The organism is Clostridium oceanicum (assembly GCF_039521385.1).
Taxonomy (GTDB): Bacteria; Bacillota; Clostridia; order Clostridiales; family Clostridiaceae; genus Clostridium_F; species Clostridium_F oceanicum.
The window spans coordinates 248,785-269,833 of sequence record NZ_BAAACG010000001.1 but is presented as its reverse complement, the minus strand read 5'-3'; the positions used below and the strand labels follow the sequence as shown (position 1 = coordinate 269,833).

The 21,049-nt window shown below is 25.3% G+C and carries 21 protein-coding genes; 7 read left to right on the top strand and 14 right to left on the bottom strand.

Annotated features, from left to right (window positions below; genetic code table 11):
* Positions 1 to 261: 261 nt before the first annotated feature.
* Both ABDZ71_RS01240 and ABDZ71_RS01235 read left to right on the top strand, forming a co-directional pair.
* Positions 262 to 894: a bifunctional 2-keto-4-hydroxyglutarate aldolase/2-keto-3-deoxy-6-phosphogluconate aldolase gene (locus ABDZ71_RS01240; protein WP_343758029.1), complete on the top strand. Its 633-nt coding sequence runs from the start codon at positions 262 to 264 to the stop codon at positions 892 to 894.
* Positions 895 to 1,204: 310 nt separating this feature from the next.
* A complete protein-coding gene (locus tag ABDZ71_RS01235) occupies positions 1,205 to 1,585 on the top strand; it encodes an SdpI family protein (protein ID WP_343758027.1) in 381 nt (126 codons plus the stop codon).
* 125 nt (positions 1,586 to 1,710) lie between these two features.
* On the opposite strand, the gene ABDZ71_RS01230 is transcribed toward ABDZ71_RS01235, so the two are convergent.
* Positions 1,711 to 1,836 carry a hypothetical protein gene (locus tag ABDZ71_RS01230; protein WP_343758025.1) on the bottom strand — a complete coding sequence of 42 codons (126 nt, stop codon included), beginning with the start codon at positions 1,834 to 1,836 and terminating at the stop codon, positions 1,711 to 1,713.
* 205 nt (positions 1,837 to 2,041) lie between these two features.
* On the opposite strand from ABDZ71_RS01230, the gene ABDZ71_RS01225 reads away from it, so the two are divergent.
* Positions 2,042 to 3,364 carry a sodium-dependent transporter gene (locus tag ABDZ71_RS01225; protein WP_343758023.1) on the top strand — a complete coding sequence of 441 codons (1,323 nt, stop codon included), beginning with the start codon at positions 2,042 to 2,044 and terminating at the stop codon, positions 3,362 to 3,364.
* Between the two features lie 634 nt (positions 3,365 to 3,998).
* Here the strand turns inward: ABDZ71_RS01225 and ABDZ71_RS01220 are convergent.
* From ABDZ71_RS01220 to ABDZ71_RS01210, 3 genes are all read right to left on the bottom strand, one after another.
* A complete protein-coding gene (locus ABDZ71_RS01220; RefSeq protein WP_343758021.1) occupies positions 3,999 to 4,172 on the bottom strand; it encodes a Spo0E family sporulation regulatory protein-aspartic acid phosphatase in 174 nt (57 codons plus the stop codon).
* 316 nt (positions 4,173 to 4,488) lie between these two features.
* Positions 4,489 to 5,004, bottom strand: a complete 516-nt coding sequence (locus tag ABDZ71_RS01215; RefSeq protein WP_343758019.1) for an N-acetylmuramoyl-L-alanine amidase — start codon at positions 5,002 to 5,004, stop codon at positions 4,489 to 4,491.
* 225 nt (positions 5,005 to 5,229) lie between these two features.
* Positions 5,230 to 5,586 carry a phage holin family protein gene (locus ABDZ71_RS01210; RefSeq protein WP_343758017.1) on the bottom strand — a complete coding sequence of 119 codons (357 nt, stop codon included), beginning with the start codon at positions 5,584 to 5,586 and terminating at the stop codon, positions 5,230 to 5,232.
* A 416-nt stretch (positions 5,587 to 6,002) separates the two neighbouring features.
* On the opposite strand from ABDZ71_RS01210, the gene ABDZ71_RS01205 reads away from it, so the two are divergent.
* Complete coding sequence (locus ABDZ71_RS01205; protein WP_343758015.1) at positions 6,003 to 9,218, top strand: collagenase; 3,216 nt, start codon at positions 6,003 to 6,005, stop codon at positions 9,216 to 9,218.
* A 72-nt stretch (positions 9,219 to 9,290) separates the two neighbouring features.
* On the opposite strand, the gene ABDZ71_RS01200 is transcribed toward ABDZ71_RS01205, so the two are convergent.
* The 8 genes from ABDZ71_RS01200 to ABDZ71_RS01165 all read right to left on the bottom strand — a co-directional run bounded on the left by ABDZ71_RS01200 (position 9,291) and on the right by ABDZ71_RS01165 (position 15,435).
* The gene (locus tag ABDZ71_RS01200) at positions 9,291 to 9,623 is read right to left on the bottom strand and encodes an IS3 family transposase (protein WP_343758013.1); all 333 of its coding nucleotides are present in this window, start codon (positions 9,621 to 9,623) and stop codon (positions 9,291 to 9,293) included.
* Positions 9,592 to 10,005: an IS3 family transposase gene (locus tag ABDZ71_RS01195; protein ID WP_343758239.1), complete on the bottom strand. Its 414-nt coding sequence runs from the start codon at positions 10,003 to 10,005 to the stop codon at positions 9,592 to 9,594. The genes ABDZ71_RS01200 and ABDZ71_RS01195 overlap by 32 nt, the downstream gene beginning before the upstream one ends.
* 155 nt (positions 10,006 to 10,160) lie before the next feature.
* On the bottom strand, positions 10,161 to 10,469 hold the full coding sequence (locus ABDZ71_RS01190) for a helix-turn-helix domain-containing protein (protein WP_343758011.1): 309 nt from the start codon (positions 10,467 to 10,469) through the stop codon (positions 10,161 to 10,163).
* A 203-nt stretch (positions 10,470 to 10,672) separates the two neighbouring features.
* Entirely contained in the window at positions 10,673 to 11,719 is a 1,047-nt protein-coding gene (locus tag ABDZ71_RS01185) for an RES family NAD+ phosphorylase (RefSeq protein ID WP_343758008.1), read from the bottom strand.
* A 400-nt stretch (positions 11,720 to 12,119) separates the two neighbouring features.
* Positions 12,120 to 13,229 (bottom strand): sodium ion-translocating decarboxylase subunit beta, encoded by a 1,110-nt coding sequence (locus ABDZ71_RS01180; protein ID WP_343758006.1) that lies wholly within the window; start codon positions 13,227 to 13,229, stop codon positions 12,120 to 12,122.
* Between the two features lie 22 nt (positions 13,230 to 13,251).
* Positions 13,252 to 13,635 carry a biotin/lipoyl-containing protein gene (locus ABDZ71_RS01175; protein ID WP_343758004.1) on the bottom strand — a complete coding sequence of 128 codons (384 nt, stop codon included), beginning with the start codon at positions 13,633 to 13,635 and terminating at the stop codon, positions 13,252 to 13,254.
* 48 nt (positions 13,636 to 13,683) lie between these two features.
* Positions 13,684 to 14,016, bottom strand: coding sequence for an OadG family protein (locus ABDZ71_RS01170; RefSeq protein WP_343758003.1), 333 nt, complete (start codon positions 14,014 to 14,016; stop codon positions 13,684 to 13,686).
* 51 nt (positions 14,017 to 14,067) lie between these two features.
* Complete coding sequence (locus tag ABDZ71_RS01165; RefSeq protein ID WP_343758001.1) at positions 14,068 to 15,435, bottom strand: oxaloacetate decarboxylase subunit alpha; 1,368 nt, start codon at positions 15,433 to 15,435, stop codon at positions 14,068 to 14,070.
* A gap of 574 nt (positions 15,436 to 16,009) precedes the next feature.
* Between ABDZ71_RS01165 and ABDZ71_RS01160 the strand changes: the two genes are divergently transcribed.
* From ABDZ71_RS01160 to ABDZ71_RS01150, 3 genes are all read left to right on the top strand, one after another.
* On the top strand, positions 16,010 to 17,935 hold the full coding sequence (locus tag ABDZ71_RS01160; RefSeq protein WP_343757999.1) for an ABC-F family ATP-binding cassette domain-containing protein: 1,926 nt from the start codon (positions 16,010 to 16,012) through the stop codon (positions 17,933 to 17,935).
* A 498-nt stretch (positions 17,936 to 18,433) separates the two neighbouring features.
* Entirely contained in the window at positions 18,434 to 19,090 is a 657-nt protein-coding gene (locus ABDZ71_RS01155) for a hypothetical protein (protein ID WP_343757997.1), read from the top strand.
* Positions 19,091 to 19,488: 398 nt separating this feature from the next.
* A complete protein-coding gene (locus ABDZ71_RS01150) occupies positions 19,489 to 20,070 on the top strand; it encodes a hypothetical protein (protein WP_343757994.1) in 582 nt (193 codons plus the stop codon).
* 108 nt (positions 20,071 to 20,178) lie between these two features.
* Here ABDZ71_RS01150 and ABDZ71_RS01145 read toward each other — a convergent pair whose 3' ends face one another.
* Both ABDZ71_RS01145 and ABDZ71_RS01140 read right to left on the bottom strand, forming a co-directional pair.
* Positions 20,179 to 20,706, bottom strand: a complete 528-nt coding sequence (locus ABDZ71_RS01145) for a hypothetical protein (protein ID WP_343757991.1) — start codon at positions 20,704 to 20,706, stop codon at positions 20,179 to 20,181.
* 119 nt (positions 20,707 to 20,825) lie between these two features.
* The gene (locus tag ABDZ71_RS01140; RefSeq protein WP_343757989.1) at positions 20,826 to 21,029 is read right to left on the bottom strand and encodes a cold-shock protein; all 204 of its coding nucleotides are present in this window, start codon (positions 21,027 to 21,029) and stop codon (positions 20,826 to 20,828) included.
* Positions 21,030 to 21,049: the final 20 nt, after the last annotated feature.

Genomic DNA, 21,049 nt, shown 5'->3' with positions numbered 1-21,049 from the left:
TTGAATATAGATTATGAAAAGAGTTTCTATGTTTTTATCTATAACTTAGTGATTACAAGTAAAGAAATGTATTGTATCTTTATATTATAAATAATAACATTATTTTTGTATTTTTTTTACTTGAAAATTAAACCATGCTATCTTTTCAGAATATTTTAAATTTTCTATTGATTAAATTATTTATTGTTTTTATAATTAATATAAGTTTAAAATAATTTTTTAAATTTACAGTGTAAACTAATTTATCATGGGAGGATTCTAATGAAAAAATATGAAGTTTTAAAGCAAATTGAAAATACCGGTATAGTAGCTGTAATTAGAGCTGAAAACTCAAAGAAAGCTATAGAAATTACTAGTGCCTGTATAAATGGTGGAATATCTTCTATAGAAATAACTTTTACAATCCCAAAAGCTCACAAAATAATAGAAGATTTAGATAATGAATTCAATGATACTATATTAATTGGTGCTGGTACTATACTTGATAGTGAAACTGCTAGAATTGCAATACTTTCTGGAGCTAAATATATAGTAAGCCCTAGTTTTGATTTAGAAACAGCTAAGTTATGTAATAGATATCAAATACCTTATATGGCTGGTTGTATGACAATAAATGAAATAATAAAAGCAATGGAAGCTGGAACTGATGTTATAAAGCTTTTCCCTGGTGGCATATTTGGCCCCTCATTTATTAAATCTATAAAAGGCCCTCTTCCTCAAACTATTATAATGCCCACTGGAGGTGTTAATTTAGATAATGTTACTGAGTGGATAGAAAACGGTTGTATAGCTGTTGGTGTAGGTAGCTTTTTAACTAATGGATCTAAAAAAGATATAACAGAAAAAGCTAAACTATTCATAGAAAAAATAAAAAAAACTAAATCTAAATTATAATTATGAGATTTTCAAAAAACTATGTAAGGCCTTATATTCAAGTGCTTTACATAGGTTTTTAATTTTATAATATATAACTTACAAACATTACTCATAAAAAATCCTTTTACAATACTAATAATTAAGTACAACTTATTGTATAAAATTTATAAGTTTTTTAATTATACAATTTAATTACATAACCATTTTATTTACAGACCATAAAATTTATCATAAAAAAATTAATTAGAATGATATACTATAATTATTAATGTTTATATTATAATTATATAATATAACAACATAACCTTTTACTAAAGGAGTGGTAAAGATGGGATTTTGGGTTTTTATGATGATTTGTAGCTTATTAATTCCCTTTACAATGATTATATTCGGCAAACTATTTATAAAAAATCCGCCGAAAGAAATCAATGGAGTTTTTGGATATAGAACAAAAATGTCTATGAAAAACAAAGACACTTGGGAATTTGCTCACAAATACTCTGGAAAGCTATGGGTAACTATAGGATGGATTATGCTTCCTCTTTCTCTTATACCAATGTTATTTATAATTGGAAAAGATAAAAATTCTGTAGGAATTTTGGGAGGAATAGTTTGTTGTATTCAAACTGTTTTCTTAGTTATATCTATAATTCCAACGGAAAAGGCCTTAAAAAGAAATTTTGACGAAGACGGTAACAGGAAAAAGTAATATAACTAAATTTAAAATTTAAATTAATTATTGACAATAAATCCATATGATGCTATTATGATAAACATAAATTATTTCAAGGAGATTTTATTATGAATTTAAAAGCAAGCCTTTCTAACTTAAAATTAAATACTAGCTTTTTCTTTAGCTTTTTTAGATAGGTTTGTGTCTATTGTATAGATATTTATCATAGATACAAACCAAACACCAAGTTTGTGTTTTGTATCTATGATGGCTAAAGTTTTTATCAACGAAATAATAAGCCTCATAGATAATACTATGAGGCTTTCTTCTATGTTTAGAGGTCTTATAGTAAGAACTATGAGGCTTCTTTTATTTATATAATTATATATTTATACATTTAAGATTTAAAAATCATATATTTCCTAGCTAACTTAATGGTTTTTCTAGAAATATAGGACTTTTAATAATTCACTTACATAGGAGGTAAATCAAATGACAAAATCAAAAAAAAGAGAATTATTTTCTAGCAAGGTAGGCTTCATCCTTTCTTGCGTTGGTGCCGCTATCGGCTTAGGAAACATATGGATGTTTCCTTACAAACTTGGTGAAAATGGAGGTGCAGCATTTTTAATTCCTTATTTTCTATTTGTAATATTACTTGGAATAGTAGGTTTAATAACTGAATTTACTTTTGGTAGACAATTTAAAATCGGATCTATGGTATCTATAAAAAAAGTTTTAAAAGAAAAAAATCTAAAAGGTGGCTCTATTATATCTATCCTTCCAACACTAGCTCTTACAGGTATATTTATGTTTTATACAGTTGTTATTGGTTGGGTATTAAAATATTTTTATATAAGTGTGACTGGTAAAATTACTAGTATTGATACAGCAAACTATTTTGCTCAATTTACTAGTAGCAAAAGCACTGTATTTTGGCAATTTCTTGCTGTATTAATAACTCTACTTATAGTTAGCTTTGGTGTGTCTAAAGGTATAGAAAAAATAAATAAGATTATTATTCCTTTATTGTTTATTATTTTTATAGCTTTAATAATTAAATCTTTAAGCCTTCCTAATTCTATAGAAGGTGTAAAATATCTTCTTATTCCTGATTGGTCTTATTTATTAAAACCTAAAACATGGGTTATGGCTTTAGGACAGGCTTTTTTTACAGTTTCTTTAACTGGATGTTGTATGGTTTTATATGGTAGCTATACTGATAAAAGCTTTGATATACCTAATAGCGCAATGAACACAGCTTTATTTGACACTTTAAGTGCACTTTTAGCAGCATTTATGATTATACCTGCTGTATTTGCATTAGGATTTAAACCTTCAGCTGGCCCTGCACTTTTATTTGTTACTGTACCTAGCATATTTCAAACAATGAAATTTGGACAACTTTTAAGTGTATTGTTTTTCTTAGGAATAATATTTGCTTCAATCTCCTCTTCTATTGCAATGCTTGAAGGACCTGTTGAAGCTCTTATGAACATTACTAATTGGAATAGAAAAAAAACTGCCTTTATAACTGCTATTGCAGCATTTGTTTTAGCTATTCCACTTGCAATTAATAGTTCTTTTTTTAATAGTTTTACTAACTTTATTACTATAATATTGTCTCCAATAGGTGCTTTAATAGTAGCATTTATATTCTTTTATATACTAGATCCATTTAAAACATTAGATCAAGTAAATTTAGGAGCAAACCATAAACTTGGTATTTGGTTTATGAAATTTGGTAAATATATTTTTGTACCTACAACTTTTGTTATAATCATTTTAGGATCAATTTATGGAGGAATCGGCTAAGTATTATTTATGTAATAAGTTCAAATCTTGTTATATGCTATTTTTCATTAATAAGACAATTTTAACTTAAATAAATTTATTATGTTAAAAATAAGTAGGTTAATAAATAAGAATACTATGTGAAATTACACAATAATAATTTATAAATTCTAGATTTAGACTTTTAAAAATCATATATTAAGTAAAACAAAACCTCTACAATCTTAAGTATTGTTAGGGGTTTTTCATATAAAATAATGACATTTTCTTAAATACAATATGAAACTTATATATATTCGCTTTATATGACAATTAAGGTTTTTATACACTTTTTAAGACATTATATAAAAACATCTAACTATATGATTACTAGTATCTTTTCTACTTTTAATTAACAAAATTGATTTATTTAGTCAGATGAAGAATGAATCTGAGTTTCCTATTATTTTATATATTTTAAAATTTAAATAAAACTTATGTTTAGTTTACATTTGATTATGTTTACATAATTATATTTATGTAAATAAGACTACCTATTATAATATCTATATTTGATAAATACTTAATTTTATAATAGTTTATTATAAAATTACTACTTAAACGTTTAATATTTAAAAAAAAGGAGAGTTTCTAAGCTCTCCCCAAAAATTAAAATTTACTTTTCTAATTTTTCATTTAATAACTTATTGTACTTGTTTAATATAGCATCAAGTTGTTGACTTGCTACTATAACTTCTGGATCTAATAAGTCTTTACCTTCTTTTATAAGGCTGTCCATATGTTTCCTAAGATGCTCAATGTTTTTGATTATTTCTTTTATTTCTGACATTTTTATCCCTCCCCTTTGAGTATAAAAAAGAGGGTTTTTATATTAAATATTAAAACACTGGGAATTAGTCTTACATATGGTTTTTTATGAAAACTATGTTAATTAGTATTTTATATATTTAATATACTTAACCTTAACTTTGGTATTTATTTACATTAACTATTTAACTTTAATTTTAAACAAAAATATATTATCATATTTTATAAAATAGATTATGAACTAAATTTATATATTTTTTTAATTTAAAAACTGCAGTTATTAGAATTATATCTCCTTCTAACAACTGCAGTTTTTTATTATCCTATATTATTTATTTTTATTTAAATGTTAATCCCTTAGCTATAGCCTTTCCAATTATCATAGGCCCATAATTATTATATCTTGACATATCTTCTTTACTGTCTAAAAAAGCAACTTCTATAATCATAGATTTACTTTTTATATTTTTAAGTAAATACAAATCACTACCATCTTTTATCCCTTTATTTCTAAACCCTAAAGAAACTAATCTATTTAAAACATTATTAGCCTCTGGAAATTTTGAGCCATTAAGAGTATATATTTGTGATCCATTTTCTGATCCCACATTAAAATGAATAGATACAAATATATCTATATCATTAGAATTAGCCTTATCTACCCTATCTGATAAGGATTTTTCTATAGAATTAGATTGATTTACAGTACAATTTATTACAGTATTTCCTAGCCTTTTTAATTCATTAATAACTACATTACCTAAATCTCTAGTTAATGTAAACTCATTCTTATAACCTACTTCACCATAATCCGGTCCAACTAAAGTATGCCCCATATCTATACCTATCTTCATTTAAACATCCCCCAATAAATTCATATATAATGGATATCTTTATATTATTTTATGTTGTTAAATCTAACATTATTTCTTTTAAATAAAAAAACAAATTAAATAATAGAAAGAGTCTTAACTTTTAGGTAAACTCTGATCTCTTTTAAATCAGTAACTTCCTATAGGAAAGACTCTCTCTTTATTATACTATTCTGTTTCTCTAAAAAATTACCTATTATTTAATATTTACATAAATCTACCTGGAATTATAGCATCTAATATTCCTATAACTACTGCTGCTATAATAGCTCCCATTACAGAAACATGCATAGTTGGAACTATAAATTGAGTTAAATATAATATAATAGCAGCTATTACAAATCCTTTAAAACCTCTTCCAAAAGGAGATGCATCTACTTTCATAACTGACTCTACAAAATAATCAATAACTATTATAACAACACCAGCTAACAATATCATCCATAAACCTGTTATACTAAATCCTGGTGTTAAATATGATGTTATAGTTAATATTACAGATACTAAAACAAGTCTTAATATAAATGATCCTATTCCTTTTTCTTTTCTATCTGATTTTGACATATATCATTTCTCCTTTAAAATAAAATTATTTTAAATATTATAAGTTACTACTAAAGTTTTTATTTATTTTTGTTTTCTTTTTTATTTCTATCAGCTTTAGTTTTATCTTTTTTTCTCTTTTTTATTAGTTCATCTTCAAATACTAATTTTCCATCTCTATATGGCATAAAATCATCCTCTATATATTTTTATATACATATATTGCACATATATGATAAATTTTATTCTTTTTAGCTGAAATTTTAGACTAAAAACAATAATTTAATTTATTTTACAACGATAATATACAAAATATTATATATTTTCTAAATATATAAATAATTGATAATATACTGAAAATAATCTATAATCTATATATAAATATTTAACATTTTATGAATATTTAGTATTTTATCAAAATTTAGGGAGGTAATGTATTGAAAAAAGGTAAAAGTTATTTTGCGACAAAAAAACTTAAAAAAATTGTTTCCACTACTACTTTAATAGCTATGTTAACTACTAGCACTAACTTAGTTTTTGCAAAGGAGTTAGTTAAAGGGCCTGCAAAAAACATAACATCTATTTCACAAAAACAAACAAAAGAAAACTCTAAAAAATATACATTTAGATATTTAAACTCATTAAGTTATAATAACCTAGTATCTTTAATAAAAGATTGTAGTTGGAGAGACATAGAGGGACTATTTGAATATTCTCAAGATTCCTATGCTTTTTTTAATAACAAAGATCGTGTACAAGCTATAATAGATGAACTTTATAAGAGTTCATACAAATTCACAGATACTAATGATGAAGGAATTCCTACTTTAGTTGAAGTACTTAGAGCTGGTTTTTACTTAGGATATAACAATTCTCAATTAAAATATCTAAATGAAAGAAGTTTTCATTCAAAATGTATGCCTGCTATAAAAGCTGCTCAAAACAATTTATATTTCAAATTAGGAACTGAAAAGCAAGATAATGTAGTTACTTCCATAGGCATGCTTATTGGTAATGCTTCCTGTGATAGTACAATTGTTAACGGTTTTAATAAAATTTTTGATCAATATATATCTAATTATGATAAATACAAAAATTCTAAAAGTAAAAACAATGCCCTTTTTAAAATTATGGATGGTGTAGGATATGATATTCAAAGCTACTTATGTGATAATTACACTGAAAATCCTAAAAATTCTCCTTGGTATGGAAAAATAAACTCATATTTCGACAGATTAGAAAAACTTTCTTTAGTAAAAGGTTATAGTAATGATAACGTTTGGCTTATAAATAGAGCTATCTATGAAGTTTCTAGATTAAAGAAAGTTTGTACTCCAAAAGACCGCCCTTTAAAGATTTTAACTAAAGTTTTAAAAAATCATTCTAAAGAATCAAAACCCTATTTTGAAGCTGCCAAAAGAATTAATGATTCTTTTAAAGGAATAGATGCAGAAGGAAATTCTGTTAATTTTGATCAATTAAAGAAAGATACCATAAATAGATATTTACCAAACACTTATAAATTTGATAACGGAAAAATGGTAATTAGAGCTGGCAATAAAGTAACAAAAGAAAAGATTCAAAGATTGTATTTTGCTTCTCGTGAAGTTCGTTCACAGTTCTTTAGAGTCTTTGGAAATGACAAAGCTATAGAAAAAGGGAATCCTGATGATACACTAACAATGTATCTTTATAATTGCCCTGATGATTATCAAAAAATAAACTCATTAGTATTTAATTATGATACTAATAATGGTGGTATGTATATAGAAGAAACAGGTTCTTTCTTTACTTATGAAAGAACTAAGGCTCAAAGTAGATATACATTAGAAGAACTTTTCAGACACGAATATACTCATTATCTTCAAGGACGCTATGTAGTCCCTGGAAGCTTCACTCAAAACCCATTATACAATAATGATAGATTAACTTGGTATGATGAAGGTGGTGCAGAATTTTTCGCAGGATCTACTAGGACTCAAAACGTTTTATCAAGAAAATCTATGGTAGATGGATTAAGAAGTACTCCTAGATTCACTTTAAATAAAACTTTACATTCAAAATATGCTCCTGGTAATTTTGAATTTTACAAATATAGTTTTGCTCTTTATGACTATTTATATAATAATGATTTAGATACTTTATTAAACATAACTAAATATGTAAGAAATAACGACGCTGCTGGATATGACAAATATATGAATGAATTAGGAAGTAATTTGAACTTATCTAGAAATTACAGTAATCATATGGAGAAATTAGCTAGTAATTATGATAACTTAACAACACCTTTAGTATCAGATAACTATCTAAAAGAATATTCATATAAAAATATATCAGATATAAATAAAGATATTTCTTCTATATCTAAATTTAAAACTACCTCTACATCTACAGGTAAATCTGACTTTTTTGATACATTTACTGTAAAACAATCCTTTGAAGGAGCTACTTCTAAAGGAGAAAATATTGATTGGAAAGAAATGAATAAAAAATGTAATGATATACTAAATGATTTATCTAAATTAGATTGGAAAGGTTATAAAACAATTAATTGCTATTTTACAGACTATAAAGTTGACCCTGTAACTAAAAAAGTTAAATTTAATGTAGTATTCCATGGTAAACAAGGTATAAAAAATTTCGTACCAAATAAATTGCCAACAGCTAATTTAACTGCTCCTTCTAATATCTATGAGGATAAAGAAGTTAGTTTTTCAAGTAATGGTTCAAAAGATCCTGATGGTAAAATAACATCATACCTATGGGATTTTGGAGATGGCACAAAAAGTAGTGAAGCTAATCCTAATCACACATATAAAATTCCTGGTAAATATAAAGTAACTTTAAAAGTAATAGACAATAGAAAAGGATTTAATGAAAAAACTTGTAATATTGAAGTTAAAGAAAATATATCTAAAAAAATAACTGAACAAGAACCTAATAATGACTTTAAAGATGCTAATGAAATATCCCTTTCAAATACTGTAGTTAATGCTACTGTAAATAACAAAACTGACTCTAAAGATGTATATTGTTTTAAAGTTAAAGACCCTTCAAAAATAAATATATCAATAAATAATTTATCTAATGATAAGATTAACTGGGTAATATATAATTCAAAAGACTTAAATAAACACTTTAATTATGATTCTATAAAGTCTTCACAGTACAATAAAAAAACTGTAGATATTAAAGAAGCTGGTGATTATTATTTAACAGTTTATAATAATTCTCCAAACCTTAGTAAATATACTTTAAAAGTATCTGGGAACATAGAAAGACCTGACAAAGATCTTCCTGTTATAAAATATGAAAAAGAACCAAATGACTCTTTTGAAAAAGCTAATAATGTTTTATTAGATAAGAATATTATAGATGGTAATTTAACTAAAGGAGATAATAAAGATATTTATTCATTTGATGTAAAATCAAATAAAAATGTAAAAATAAGTTTAGATAACTTAGACAACTTAAAAGTTAATTGGATTTTATATGGAGCTGATAAAACAACAAGAGTAACCTATGCAAATAAAAAAGGTGATAAATTAGAAAATACATGTACTTTAAAACCAGGTAAATATTATTTATTAGTTTATAGAACTGGCAGTCCAAACGGAAACTACAGTATTAACTTAAATACTATAAAATAATTATAATAAAAGGTGGTAAACCTTATGAACTGAACCCAATTAAGTAGACATTATAAAAAAAGCTGTCTTTTACTAAGCCGTACACCTAAATTCAATTGGTGTGCGGTTATTTAATTTATGTTGAAATCTTTCATTGTTACACCAATAAATGTATACTTCTATTGCATTGATTAAATCTTCTTTTGTATGAAAATAAGTTTGATAAACTAATTCACATTTTAAATGACCGAAAAAATTTTCAATACAAGCATTATCATAACAATTTCCTTTTCTAGACATACTTTGTATAATATCATTTTCTTGTAGAATTTTTTTGTATATGTGTAATTTATAATGACAGCCTTGGTAACTGTGAATGATTAAATTGCTTAAGTTATACTTTTTTATTTCTCTTAAAAGCTTCATAAAGAGTTTCTTCAACAAAAACCATATCTAATTTATAAGAAATAATTTCGTTATTATAGAGGTCCATAAGTGCTGATAAATACATCATCTTACGAGTAGGACCATAATATAAATATGTTATATCTGTAACCCATTTTTCGTTGACTGTGGCTGCTTTAAAGTCTCTATTGATCAAGTTTTGTTCAATTTTTCCTTGATCTAATAAATTTAGGGGATTAATATATTTAAATTTCTTTCTTCTAATAACTGATTTTATATTAAGTTTTTTCATTAATCTTATAACTTTCTTATGATTCACATTAAGTCCAAAAGTCCGTTTAAGGGCGATTTTAATACATCTATATCCATAAACTTTTTTAGATTTAGTATAGACATTTAGTATTTTTGCTTCAATTTAATAATCTTTATTAGGCAAAGCCTTTCGGCTAATCCACTTATAGTATCCACTTCTTGATACCTGAGAAATTTCACAAAGTAATTTAACTGAATAAGTCTGTGTCAACTGTAGTATGATTTTATACTTATCTTTGGTTTTTATCACAACCTTCCTATTTGCAGCAATTTTTTTAGATATTCAACCTCAGCTCTAAGTTTTTCATTCTCTTGCTCAAGGGTTAACTCTTGTTTTCTTGGGCTTCCCTTATTAGCCCCTTTATACTTTCCACGTTGTTCTTTGAGTCCCTCTTCTCCAAATTCCCGAAATCTTTTAACCCATAGTAACACACGGTTTTCATCAGATAACTGTAGCTCTTTGACAATTGTAGTACTTCCAATACCATCCTCTAAATACATTTTCACAGCTTTTAATTTAGTTTCTAAAGAGTATGTTTTAGTTTTTTTAGACATAAAATCACCCCACTAAGTAGATTTTACAACAGTCTTTTTAACTCTGTCTACTTAATGGGGTGCTCTTCATTAAGATTACCACCTTTTATTATAATTATTTATACTACATATATAATCAATATATTTACTCTTGTTTACTAAACTATACGATTAAACTATATTTAAATACTAAATAAGCATTAAACAATTATTATATGTCATTTTTAGTATTCTACAGGACCAAAATTAACATCATAATTTACTGTATTTAAAACTAATCGATTTATGCATTTTACTGAAACATCTCCATTTTTTATTGGTCTTCCAAACAATGCAATATTTTGTATTGTTTGTGATTTTGCATAGTTTTTTACATCTGGAAGTTTTCGTATTGAAATACCATATACAGTTTCTATAAGTCTTGACCCTGTTCTCACTAAACTAAAATATGAAGGATAAATTATTCCATCATATCCAGCGCTAAAAACATGTAAAGCAATGTCTCGTGATATTTCATATGAGTGCTTACCTGCCAAAAATAACATATGAATTGCCATATCTAAACTTTCAAACTCAGTACTTTCTTCATTTAATAATTCTGTTAAATCTAATAACTTAAGATTTCTTGTCGGAGAAAGAGTTGCTATATATAATTCATCTTCAATTGTTACTCTACATTCATGAATACATACTTGTAAATCCTTAGACCCATATAATATTGGTAATACCTTTGAATCTAATCTACCATTTCCACAAGACTTATCTGGAGGACTATCATATTCATGAAATTTTGAAGGCTGGTTAGGTTTCTTTCTCAAACGATAAAATATCTCTCCAGCTTTTATTAATTTATCAGGATATTCCTTAATAATTCTTTTAATAATACCTTCTCTTTCTAAATTGTTCTGTAACAATTTTAATGGCTCTATTTCTCCAGTCATCCATAATCGTGGTCCATAATAAAAAAATCCTATTTTTAATATTTTTTCAATTAATTCTATATCCTTCTTCAACCCATTAGAAACTTTAATTGATGTATTTTGATATTCATTAAATTGAATAATAGGATAAGCACCATATTCAGGTTTAATAATAGTCCCCCTTACAAAAAAACGATCAACAAGCTGTAACAATGTCTTTTTATCTAATTTTTTCCCTTTTCTTGACCTGCAATTTGGACAAATATTATTATCATCTACTCCTAAGTAGAAAGAATCAAGTTTTAACCCTTGATCAAAAAAACAATCAGAACACAAAATAAATTCTTTCATTATAAAATTGTCCTCCCCAATATTTCAATTCTTATGTTACTGTATTCAAAAATCACCTTTTTCAAACAAAATAAATTGTATATCATATAAAACTTTTATTTCAATATGCTATATCCAATATTCAAAAATTTTCTTTTAAATACTTCAATAGTAATTTTGTAATTCTTTTACTATCATAATTTTCAAAGTTAAAATGTATATCAGATAAATGTAAGAATCTTAATGACATAAATATTTCTCTTCAATACTAAAGCTAATATTATTCTAATACAATTAAATAATATGCATATTATACCATTTAAGTATATAACATTCAATTAATTAACATCTAACTATTTCCCATAAAGTAAAAACAAGTTATCACTAAAATTAAGTGATAACTTGTTTTTATTTTATTAATTTAAAACAAATTTAAAAGTATTCCTGCAACTACAGCAGATCCTATTACTCCTGCTACATTAGGACCCATAGCATGCATTAATAAGAAGTTTGAAGGATTAGCTCTTTGCCCTTCCTTTTGTACTACTCTAGCTGCCATAGGGACTGCTGACACTCCAGCTGCTCCTATTATAGGATTAATTTTACCTTTTGTAACTTTACACATTATTCTACCAAATAAAACTCCAAAGGTTGTTCCAAAAGAGAAAGCCAATAAGCCTAATATAACTATCTTTATAGTACTTAATGTTAAAAATGTTTCTGCATTTGCTTTAGCTCCTACTGTAATTCCAAGTAAAATAGTTATTATATACATTAATGAATTAGTAGCAGTATCAGTAAGTCTTGGAACTACACCGGATTCCTTTATTAAATTTCCAAGCATAAGCATTCCAATTAAAGCTGCACAAGATGGTAATAATAATATAACAAGTATTGTAACTACAATTGGAAATATTATTTTTTCTTTCTTAGAAACATCTCTTAATTGTGTCATTTTTATTTTTCTTTCTTTTTCTGTAGTTAAAAGTCTTATTATTGGTGGTTGAATTATTGGAACCAGTGCCATATATGAATAAGCCGCTAGAGCTATTGGTCCTAATAATTTTGGTGCTAGTTTTGAAGTTAAATATATAGCTGTTGGTCCGTCTGCTCCCCCTATTATTCCAATAGATGCTGCTGCTGGTCCCTTAAATCCTAATAAAATTGCACCTATAAACGCGAAAAATATACCAAATTGTGCTGCCGCTCCTAAAAGCAAACTTTTAGGATTAGCAATAAGTGGACCAAAATCAGTACTTGCACCTACGCATAAAAATATAAGTGGTGGATAAATTCCTAAATCTACTCCATAATATAGATAATGAAGTAATCCGTTTTTTTCCATAAGTCCATTTAAAGGTAAATTAACAAGAAGCATTCCAAAAGCTATTGGTAATAGTAAATAAGGTTCGTACTTTTTCTTTATAGCTAAATATAAAAATATACAAGATATTACTATCATTATTACTTGTTTATAGGTTAAAGCTGAAAAACCTGAATTTTTAAAAAAAGTATTTAGTATTTCAAGCATGCTACTTCCTCCTGAATCTATTCTATTGTATTAAAACAAGTCTATCTCCTAAATTTACAGAATCACCTTTGTTAACATTAATTCTAGATACATTTCCATCTGTAGGAGATACTATTTCATTTTCCATTTTCATAGCTTCTAAAATCATAAGAACTTCGCCTTTTTTTATCTTTTCTCCTTCTCTTACTTTTACATCTACTATATCTCCAGGCATAGGAGCACTTATAGTTTCCTCATTTTCTATTTTATCTTTTGGTTTCTTTTCAACATTATTTTTTACTTTTGAACTACTTACTTTTTCTTCTTCAAAGTCACTTGTTGTACTACATTCTTCATTCTCATCTAAAACCTCTTCTACTTCAACTTCATATATTCTTTCATTTAATTTAATCTTATATTTTTCCATATAATCCTCTCCTATATAATCTTTTTAATCAGATACATAAAGATTAACCTATTTTATTCTTTTTAAGCTTTTAACTCTAATCTTAGAATTCTCTTTATCTTTACTCGCCTTTACAACTGCAGAAATTACTGCAACAATATCTTCTTCATCTTTTAAATTTTTAATATCTATAGTTTTATCATTTGTACTTTGTTTTTCATTAATATTATTTTCACTTATAAAACTATTATTATTAAATTCATTATTAGTGCTCTCTTTTTTGAATACAAACTTAAAGCAATTTAATACAAGTGCAATAAATATTAATATAGAAAAAACTATTATAATGCATATTCCACTAATATTTAGAGCTTGTAGAATAGTTATATTGTCATTAAACATATATTTCTTCTCCTTTTTAACTAGCATAACAAAATATTTCATATGCTATAATTAAGTTATTACATCTATGCACCTATAATCTACATTTTTCTTTTCTAAAAACGCTTTAGCTACAACTGGAAATAATACATAAGACAGTACATCTTCTTCACTATTACAAAAACTTTCGCACTCTTTTTTGGCTTTATCAAAACCTGGTTCAATTAAATCTGCTGGCCTAACTGTTATAACTTTATCTTTTCCTATTATTTTTTCTCTTATATTTTCATCTATAGGAGCTGGTGACTTTCCATAAAGACCTCTAACATAATCTTTTATTTCCTTAGGAATCACTTTATATCTCACTCCAGTTAAAACATTAAATACTGACTGAGTACCTACCATTTGACTAAGTGGTGTTACAAGTGGCGGATATCCTAAGTCTTCTCGTACACTTGGAATCTCTTTTAAAACTTCTTCAAATTTATCTTCTGCATTTTGAGTTTTAAGCTGTGACAAAAGATTAGAAAGCATTCCACCTGGTACTTGATAAGTTAAGGTTTTAGGCTGAACTTCCATAATTTTTGAATTTAAAAGCCCCCTACTTATATATTTTTTCTTTATATCTTTAAAATATTCTGCTATTTCACTTAAATAACTGATGTTTAACCCTGTAGGTCTATTAGTATTTTCCATTGCTAATGCTAAGGATTCTGTTGGCGGTTGTGATGTTCCTCCGGAGAATGGAGATATAGCTGTGTCTACAACATCTACTCCTGCTTCTATTGCTTTCATATAGGTCATAGCTGCTATTCCACTAGTACAATGAGTATGAAGTTGTATTGGTATATTTATCTTTTCTTTTACTTTAGATATTAAATTATAAGCTATGTCTGGAAGTAATATTCCTGCCATATCTTTTATGCATATAGAATCTGCTCCCATTTTTTCTAGCTCTTTTATTAAATTTGTATAGTATTCAATATTATGAATTTTACTTGTGGTATAAGAAATAGCACATTGACAATGGGCTCCTGATTTTTTTATTGCATCAATTGACGTCTTTAAATTTCTAGGGTCATTTAAAGCATCAAATGTACGGATTATATCTATACCGTTTTCAACTGATTTTTTAATAAATTTCTCTACTATATCATCTGGATAATGCTTATAGCCTAATATGTTTTGACCTCTTAAAAGCATTTGGAGCTTAGTATTTTTCACCTTTTTTCTGATCTTTCTAAGCCTCTCCCATGGATCTTCATTTAAATATCTAAGACAAGTATCAAAAGTAGCTCCACCCCATACTTCCATAGAATTATACCCAACTTTATCCATTACATCTAATATAGGCATCATATCTTCAATTTTTAGTCTGGTAGCAATAAGAGACTGATTTCCATCCCTTAATACTGTCTCTGTTATATTAAGTTTATTCATAATCATACCTCTTTTTATATTAATTTTTGTTTAAAACAGTATAAATGAAATTAACTTTGAATTACACTATCCTCCCAATTACAAGGCCATGGTAACACTTATTACCATTATTATCAACCGACTATAATTACTACATATAACCTTATCTATAGTAAAATTTAATAATTTGATAATTTACTTTCTCTTTTATTACTACTTATAATAGATTTTCTTCAAATGTCTATATATTCATTATATTTATTCATGTTTTTATATTTTTGAATGAAAAATTTCATTTATTCCCTATAATCTCAATCAAAACATACTGTTTACGTTATTTTTTCACTATACTATAAAAATAATTCACATATTATTTTTATAGAATGAGCTGACTTAAACTGTACTAATATTTAATTATAAATAGATTTGAACAAAAGAATAATTTAAAAAAGCTACTATTATAACTAATTATTTATTTCAATATACATTAGATAATATATAATTTTGCTATATATAATAAATAATTTTTAAAATATGATATAATTTTTATTAATAGTTAAACTTAACAATATTTGCAGAAAGGAATTATAACAATATGAATTTAATTTGTCTTGAAAATATATGTAAAACTTATGGAGAAAAAATTTTATTAAAAGATGCTAATCTTAATATAGATAGTTCTGAAAAAATAGGTATAATTGGTGTAAATGGTACTGGAAAATCTACCCTACTAAAAATAGTAGCTGGAATTGAAAGCTTTGATAAAGGTAATATTATAACTTCTAATGATTTATCTTTAAGTTATTTATCTCAAAACACAAAATTTGACAACAATGCTACAGTTATAGAACAAGTTTTTAAAGGCAATTCAGAAACTATGAAAACTTTAAGAGATTATGAATCAACTTTAAAATCTATAGAAGAAAATCCTACAAATACTAAGCTCCAAGAAAAATTATTAAAACTTACTACAAAAATGGATACTTTTGATATATGGAACTTAGAACATGAAGCTAAAATAATATTAACTAAACTTGGAATTAATAATTTTAATGAAAAAGTAGGAAACTTATCTGGTGGACAGAAAAAAAGAATAGCTTTAGGTTCTGCTCTTATAAAGCCTTGTAATCTATTAATTTTAGATGAACCTACAAACCATATAGATAATGAAACTGTTTCCTGGCTTGAAGAATATTTAAACAATAGAAAAGGAGCTCTATTAATGATTACTCATGATAGATACTTCTTAGACAGAGTAACTAATAAAACCATAGAACTGCATAAAGGTAACTTATACACTTATACAGGTAACTATAGTATTTTTTTAGAAAAAAAAGCAGAAAGAGAAGAAAGAGAAAAATCTGAAGAAAGTAAACGTAAAAATCTTTTTAGACGTGAACTTGCATGGATAAAAAGAGGATGTAAGGCTAGAAGTACAAAACAAAAAGCTAGGATTAAAAGATTTGAAGATATAAAAAATTCTAAAAAAGATCTTTCAACTGATAAAGTGGAGATTTCAACAGGTTCCACTAGACTTGGTAAAAAAGTAATAGAAATAGACTCCCTAGTTAAAACTTATAAAAATAAAATTATATTAAATAATTTTGATTTTATAATATCACCCTATGATCGAATTGGTATAATAGGATCTAATGGTATTGGTAAGTCTACCTTATTAAATATTATAATTGGAAAGATAAAAGCTGATTCTGGTGAAGTAAATATTGGTGATACAGTTAAAATAGGCTATTTTTCTCAGGAAAATGAAGAATTAGATGAATCAATGAGAGTAATTGAATACATAAAAGAAACAGCAGAATTCATAAAAAGTGCAGATGATAAACTTATAAGTGCTAGTTCTATGTTAGAACAATTTCTATTTACCAAAGAAATGCAATGGACATTTATATCCAAACTATCCGGCGGTGAAAGAAAAAGACTTCAATTACTAAAAATTCTTATGGAAAGTCCAAATGTACTTATATTAGACGAACCTACTAATGATCTTGATATAGAAACATTAACTATACTTGAAGATTATATAGAAAACTTTTCTGGAACTGTAATTTCAGTATCTCATGATAGATATTTTCTTGATAAAACTTGTGAAAAATTATTAGTTTTCAAAGGAAATGGAGTTATAAAAACTCATGTTGGAAATTATACTGAATATATTGATAAATATAATGAATCTACGAAATTAAAAAGTTCAAATAATAAATCAGACTTAAATAAAACTGTACAAAAAAAGAAAAACACTGGAAAAAACACTTCTTCTTTAAAATTTTCTTATAAAGAAAAGCTAGAATATGAAAAAATAGATGAAGTAATTTCACAAACTGAAAGTGAAGTAGAAAAAATAGAAGAACAAATCGCAGAATCTGGAAGCGACTACCTAAAACTTGAAGAACTATTAGAAAAGAAAAAAGAATTAGAAGAAAATTTAGAAACTCTCTATGAAAGATGGGAATATTTAAATGAATTAGCTGAAAAAATTAATAATCAAAAAAATTCAAAATAATAATATTATATATAAAATAAATTTAGTATTATATTTACTCTCTACACTTATATAAATAAAATATCCCTTAACACTAGGATTTATTTATTATTTAAAATTATTTAGAATATAGAAATATAGAAAAGGATGGCAAAGTTTGCTATCCTTTTATTTTAATAAAAAGAGATTCTATATTACATATATAATACTTTATTTAATTCTTTCAATTAAATATTGGATATAACTTTTTAATTAAATTATATTTTAATTTACATTTAATATTAATTACATAATTATATTTATGTAACTTTAATAACTCCTTAATAAATATCTTTGCAAAAATCAATATTTAGTAGTAAAATTACTAATAAATTTAATAATAATTATTTATACTATTTATAATTAAAGATCCTTTTACATAAAAAGATATTTATATAATGTTACAAAGATTCTTTACATATATATAAAGGGTTTATATAATTAATATATAGCTATATTTGTAAATTAGGAGGAATTTAAATGAACCATTCTAAAAAGAAATTTAGTATTTTACTTATGATAGTTACTCTTATTCTATCTTTATCATTATCAGCATGTAAATCCACACCTAAAAAAATAGAAAACAAAGAATCTACTAAAGAACAATCTTATCCTAAAGCAGAAGAAACTGTTAAGTCTTTTTTTACTGCAATGCAAAATAAAGATTTTGAAAAATCACTAACATATGTAAAAAACGGAGATGATTTTAAAAAGTATACTAAAGATAAATATTTAATAGATGCCTCTAATGATTTTTTATCTAAACTAAGCTATAAAATTTTATCCTCCACTACTGAAGGAGATAAAGCTAAAGTTAAAGTTAAAATAACTACTCCTGACTCTATGGATATTGTAACTAAAGCTATGTACGATTTAATGCCTACTCTTGTAAAAAAATCCTTTGATAGTAAAGCATTAATAGATGAAAATTATGAAGACATAATTAATTCTATAAAAAAACATATTAACGATCCTAAAGTAAAACTTGCTTCTAATGAAACTGAAATATCTTTAATTAAAAATAAAAAAAATAACGACTGGTTAATCATAAAAGATGAAAATTTAGAAAATGCCCTTACTGGAAACTTAAGAAAGGCTATTGACAAATTTAATAAAACAAATGAAAATAAAAACTAATATAAATTATTAAAGGAAAAAAGCTACTTTAAAAAGTAGCTTTTTTCCTTTAAATTTAAAATACATGAAATAAATTATAACTTTATATTTTATTATTAAGAAAATGTTTTTAAACATAGTATAATTTATACACTTACTCTTCCTAAAAATCATACAATTAAAAAACAAATTAATTTTTTTAATCTTAATGGTATTAATATTTATGAAATTTACCATCTTTATTTTCTTCTATCTTATATAATATTAAACATTTAATTACAAAAAATTTCATATAATTCTATATATCAATGTTATTTTGCATAAAACATCATATTATGTCTTTTTACTTTACTTTAAAAGCATATCAGTATATAATATATTTGTTTACAAATACATTATATGGGGGATGAAACATAAAAATGAAACACTTAAAAAATATTACAATTATATCATTATTATTTTTATTAACATTATCTTTTGTAGGATGTGGCTCTTCATATCCTAAACCAGATGAAAGTATAAAATCGTTCTTTACTGCAATGGAGAAAAAAGATCTTAAAACTGCTTCAATTTATTTAAAAGATGCCGGTTCTATAGATGAATTTACTAAGAAAAATAATGTAAATAATACAACTTTAGAACTTTTATCAAAAGCTAAGTGTGAAATCTTATCTTCAAAAGTAGAAGGTGATACCGCTACAGCTAAAGTTAAAGTAACTGCTCCAGATTCAGTAGCTTTAACAAAAATATCAATTAAAGAAGCTATACCAACTATAATGAATAGCTCCAATGATAAAAAAAATGATGCTGAAACTATTTTTGCAAATGCTTTAATAAAACATATTAAAGATCCTAAAGTAAAAACTATTTCAAAAGAAATAGAAATAAAGCTATCTAAAAATGAAAAAGATAACAATTGGTTAATTAATATGAGTGACAGCTTTAGAGATGCTATGACAGGAGATTTAATAAAAGCTTCTGACTTACTTAATAAAATGTAAAAAAAGATTAAATAAATAACGAAAAATAACACCTATAAAATTATAGGTGTTATTTTTAATGTGAACTAATGTTAATATTAACTATACAGTAGCTACACTATATTTAAATTAATGAGTAAAGAAATAATTATCCTTTTTATTTTTAGCTCTATAAGTCATATCCTTTACTATATCTAAATATTTTTGTGATACATCTGGAAATACTGTTAATATAGTATCTACAATGTAATCTATATTGCTATCATCTACTTTTTTTGCACAGCATTCAAAAGGTTCTTCTAGAGAAATCATATCATCACCACTTAAATTATTATATATAGTTTCTACTATTGGTGATTCTTTTACTTGTTTGTCTTCTAAACATTTTTCTGAAAAATATAAGACTTCATCTTCTACTATGAATTGTCCATAGGAATATTCTTTCTCTGAAGATGATCCACTGTCAGTAGTTTCATCATATTTAATATGCTCTACATGTTTTAAATCAAATTGATTTTTAACATCTTTTCTTGTTAAAACAGAACGTACTTCTAAATCTGATAGTCTATCTTTCATATGTTCAGAGAAACTCTTACCAAACTGTGAAATAAAACTCTTTATTGAAAGAGTTCTTTTCATTTTATAAACTTTTTTCATTATGAATAGCCTCCCTTTTATTATAAATTTCAAAACTGAAATTACTTACATAAAAAACCACCTTTTGGAAGGTGGTAAAATTTCTTAATATATTTAAATTTTACATAATACAAAGTTTATTACATTTTTACAACATTAACTGCTTGAAGTCCTTTAGGTCCTTTTTCTACTTCAAACTGTACTTTTTCACCCTCTTCAAGGTTCTTTCTTGCAGCATCACTTTGAATTGCTGTATAATGTACGAATACATCATTTTCTCCTTCAACTTGGATAAATCCGTATCCTTTTTCAGAATTAAACCACTTAACTGTTCCTGTTTTCATTAATAGGCCTCCTAATATAT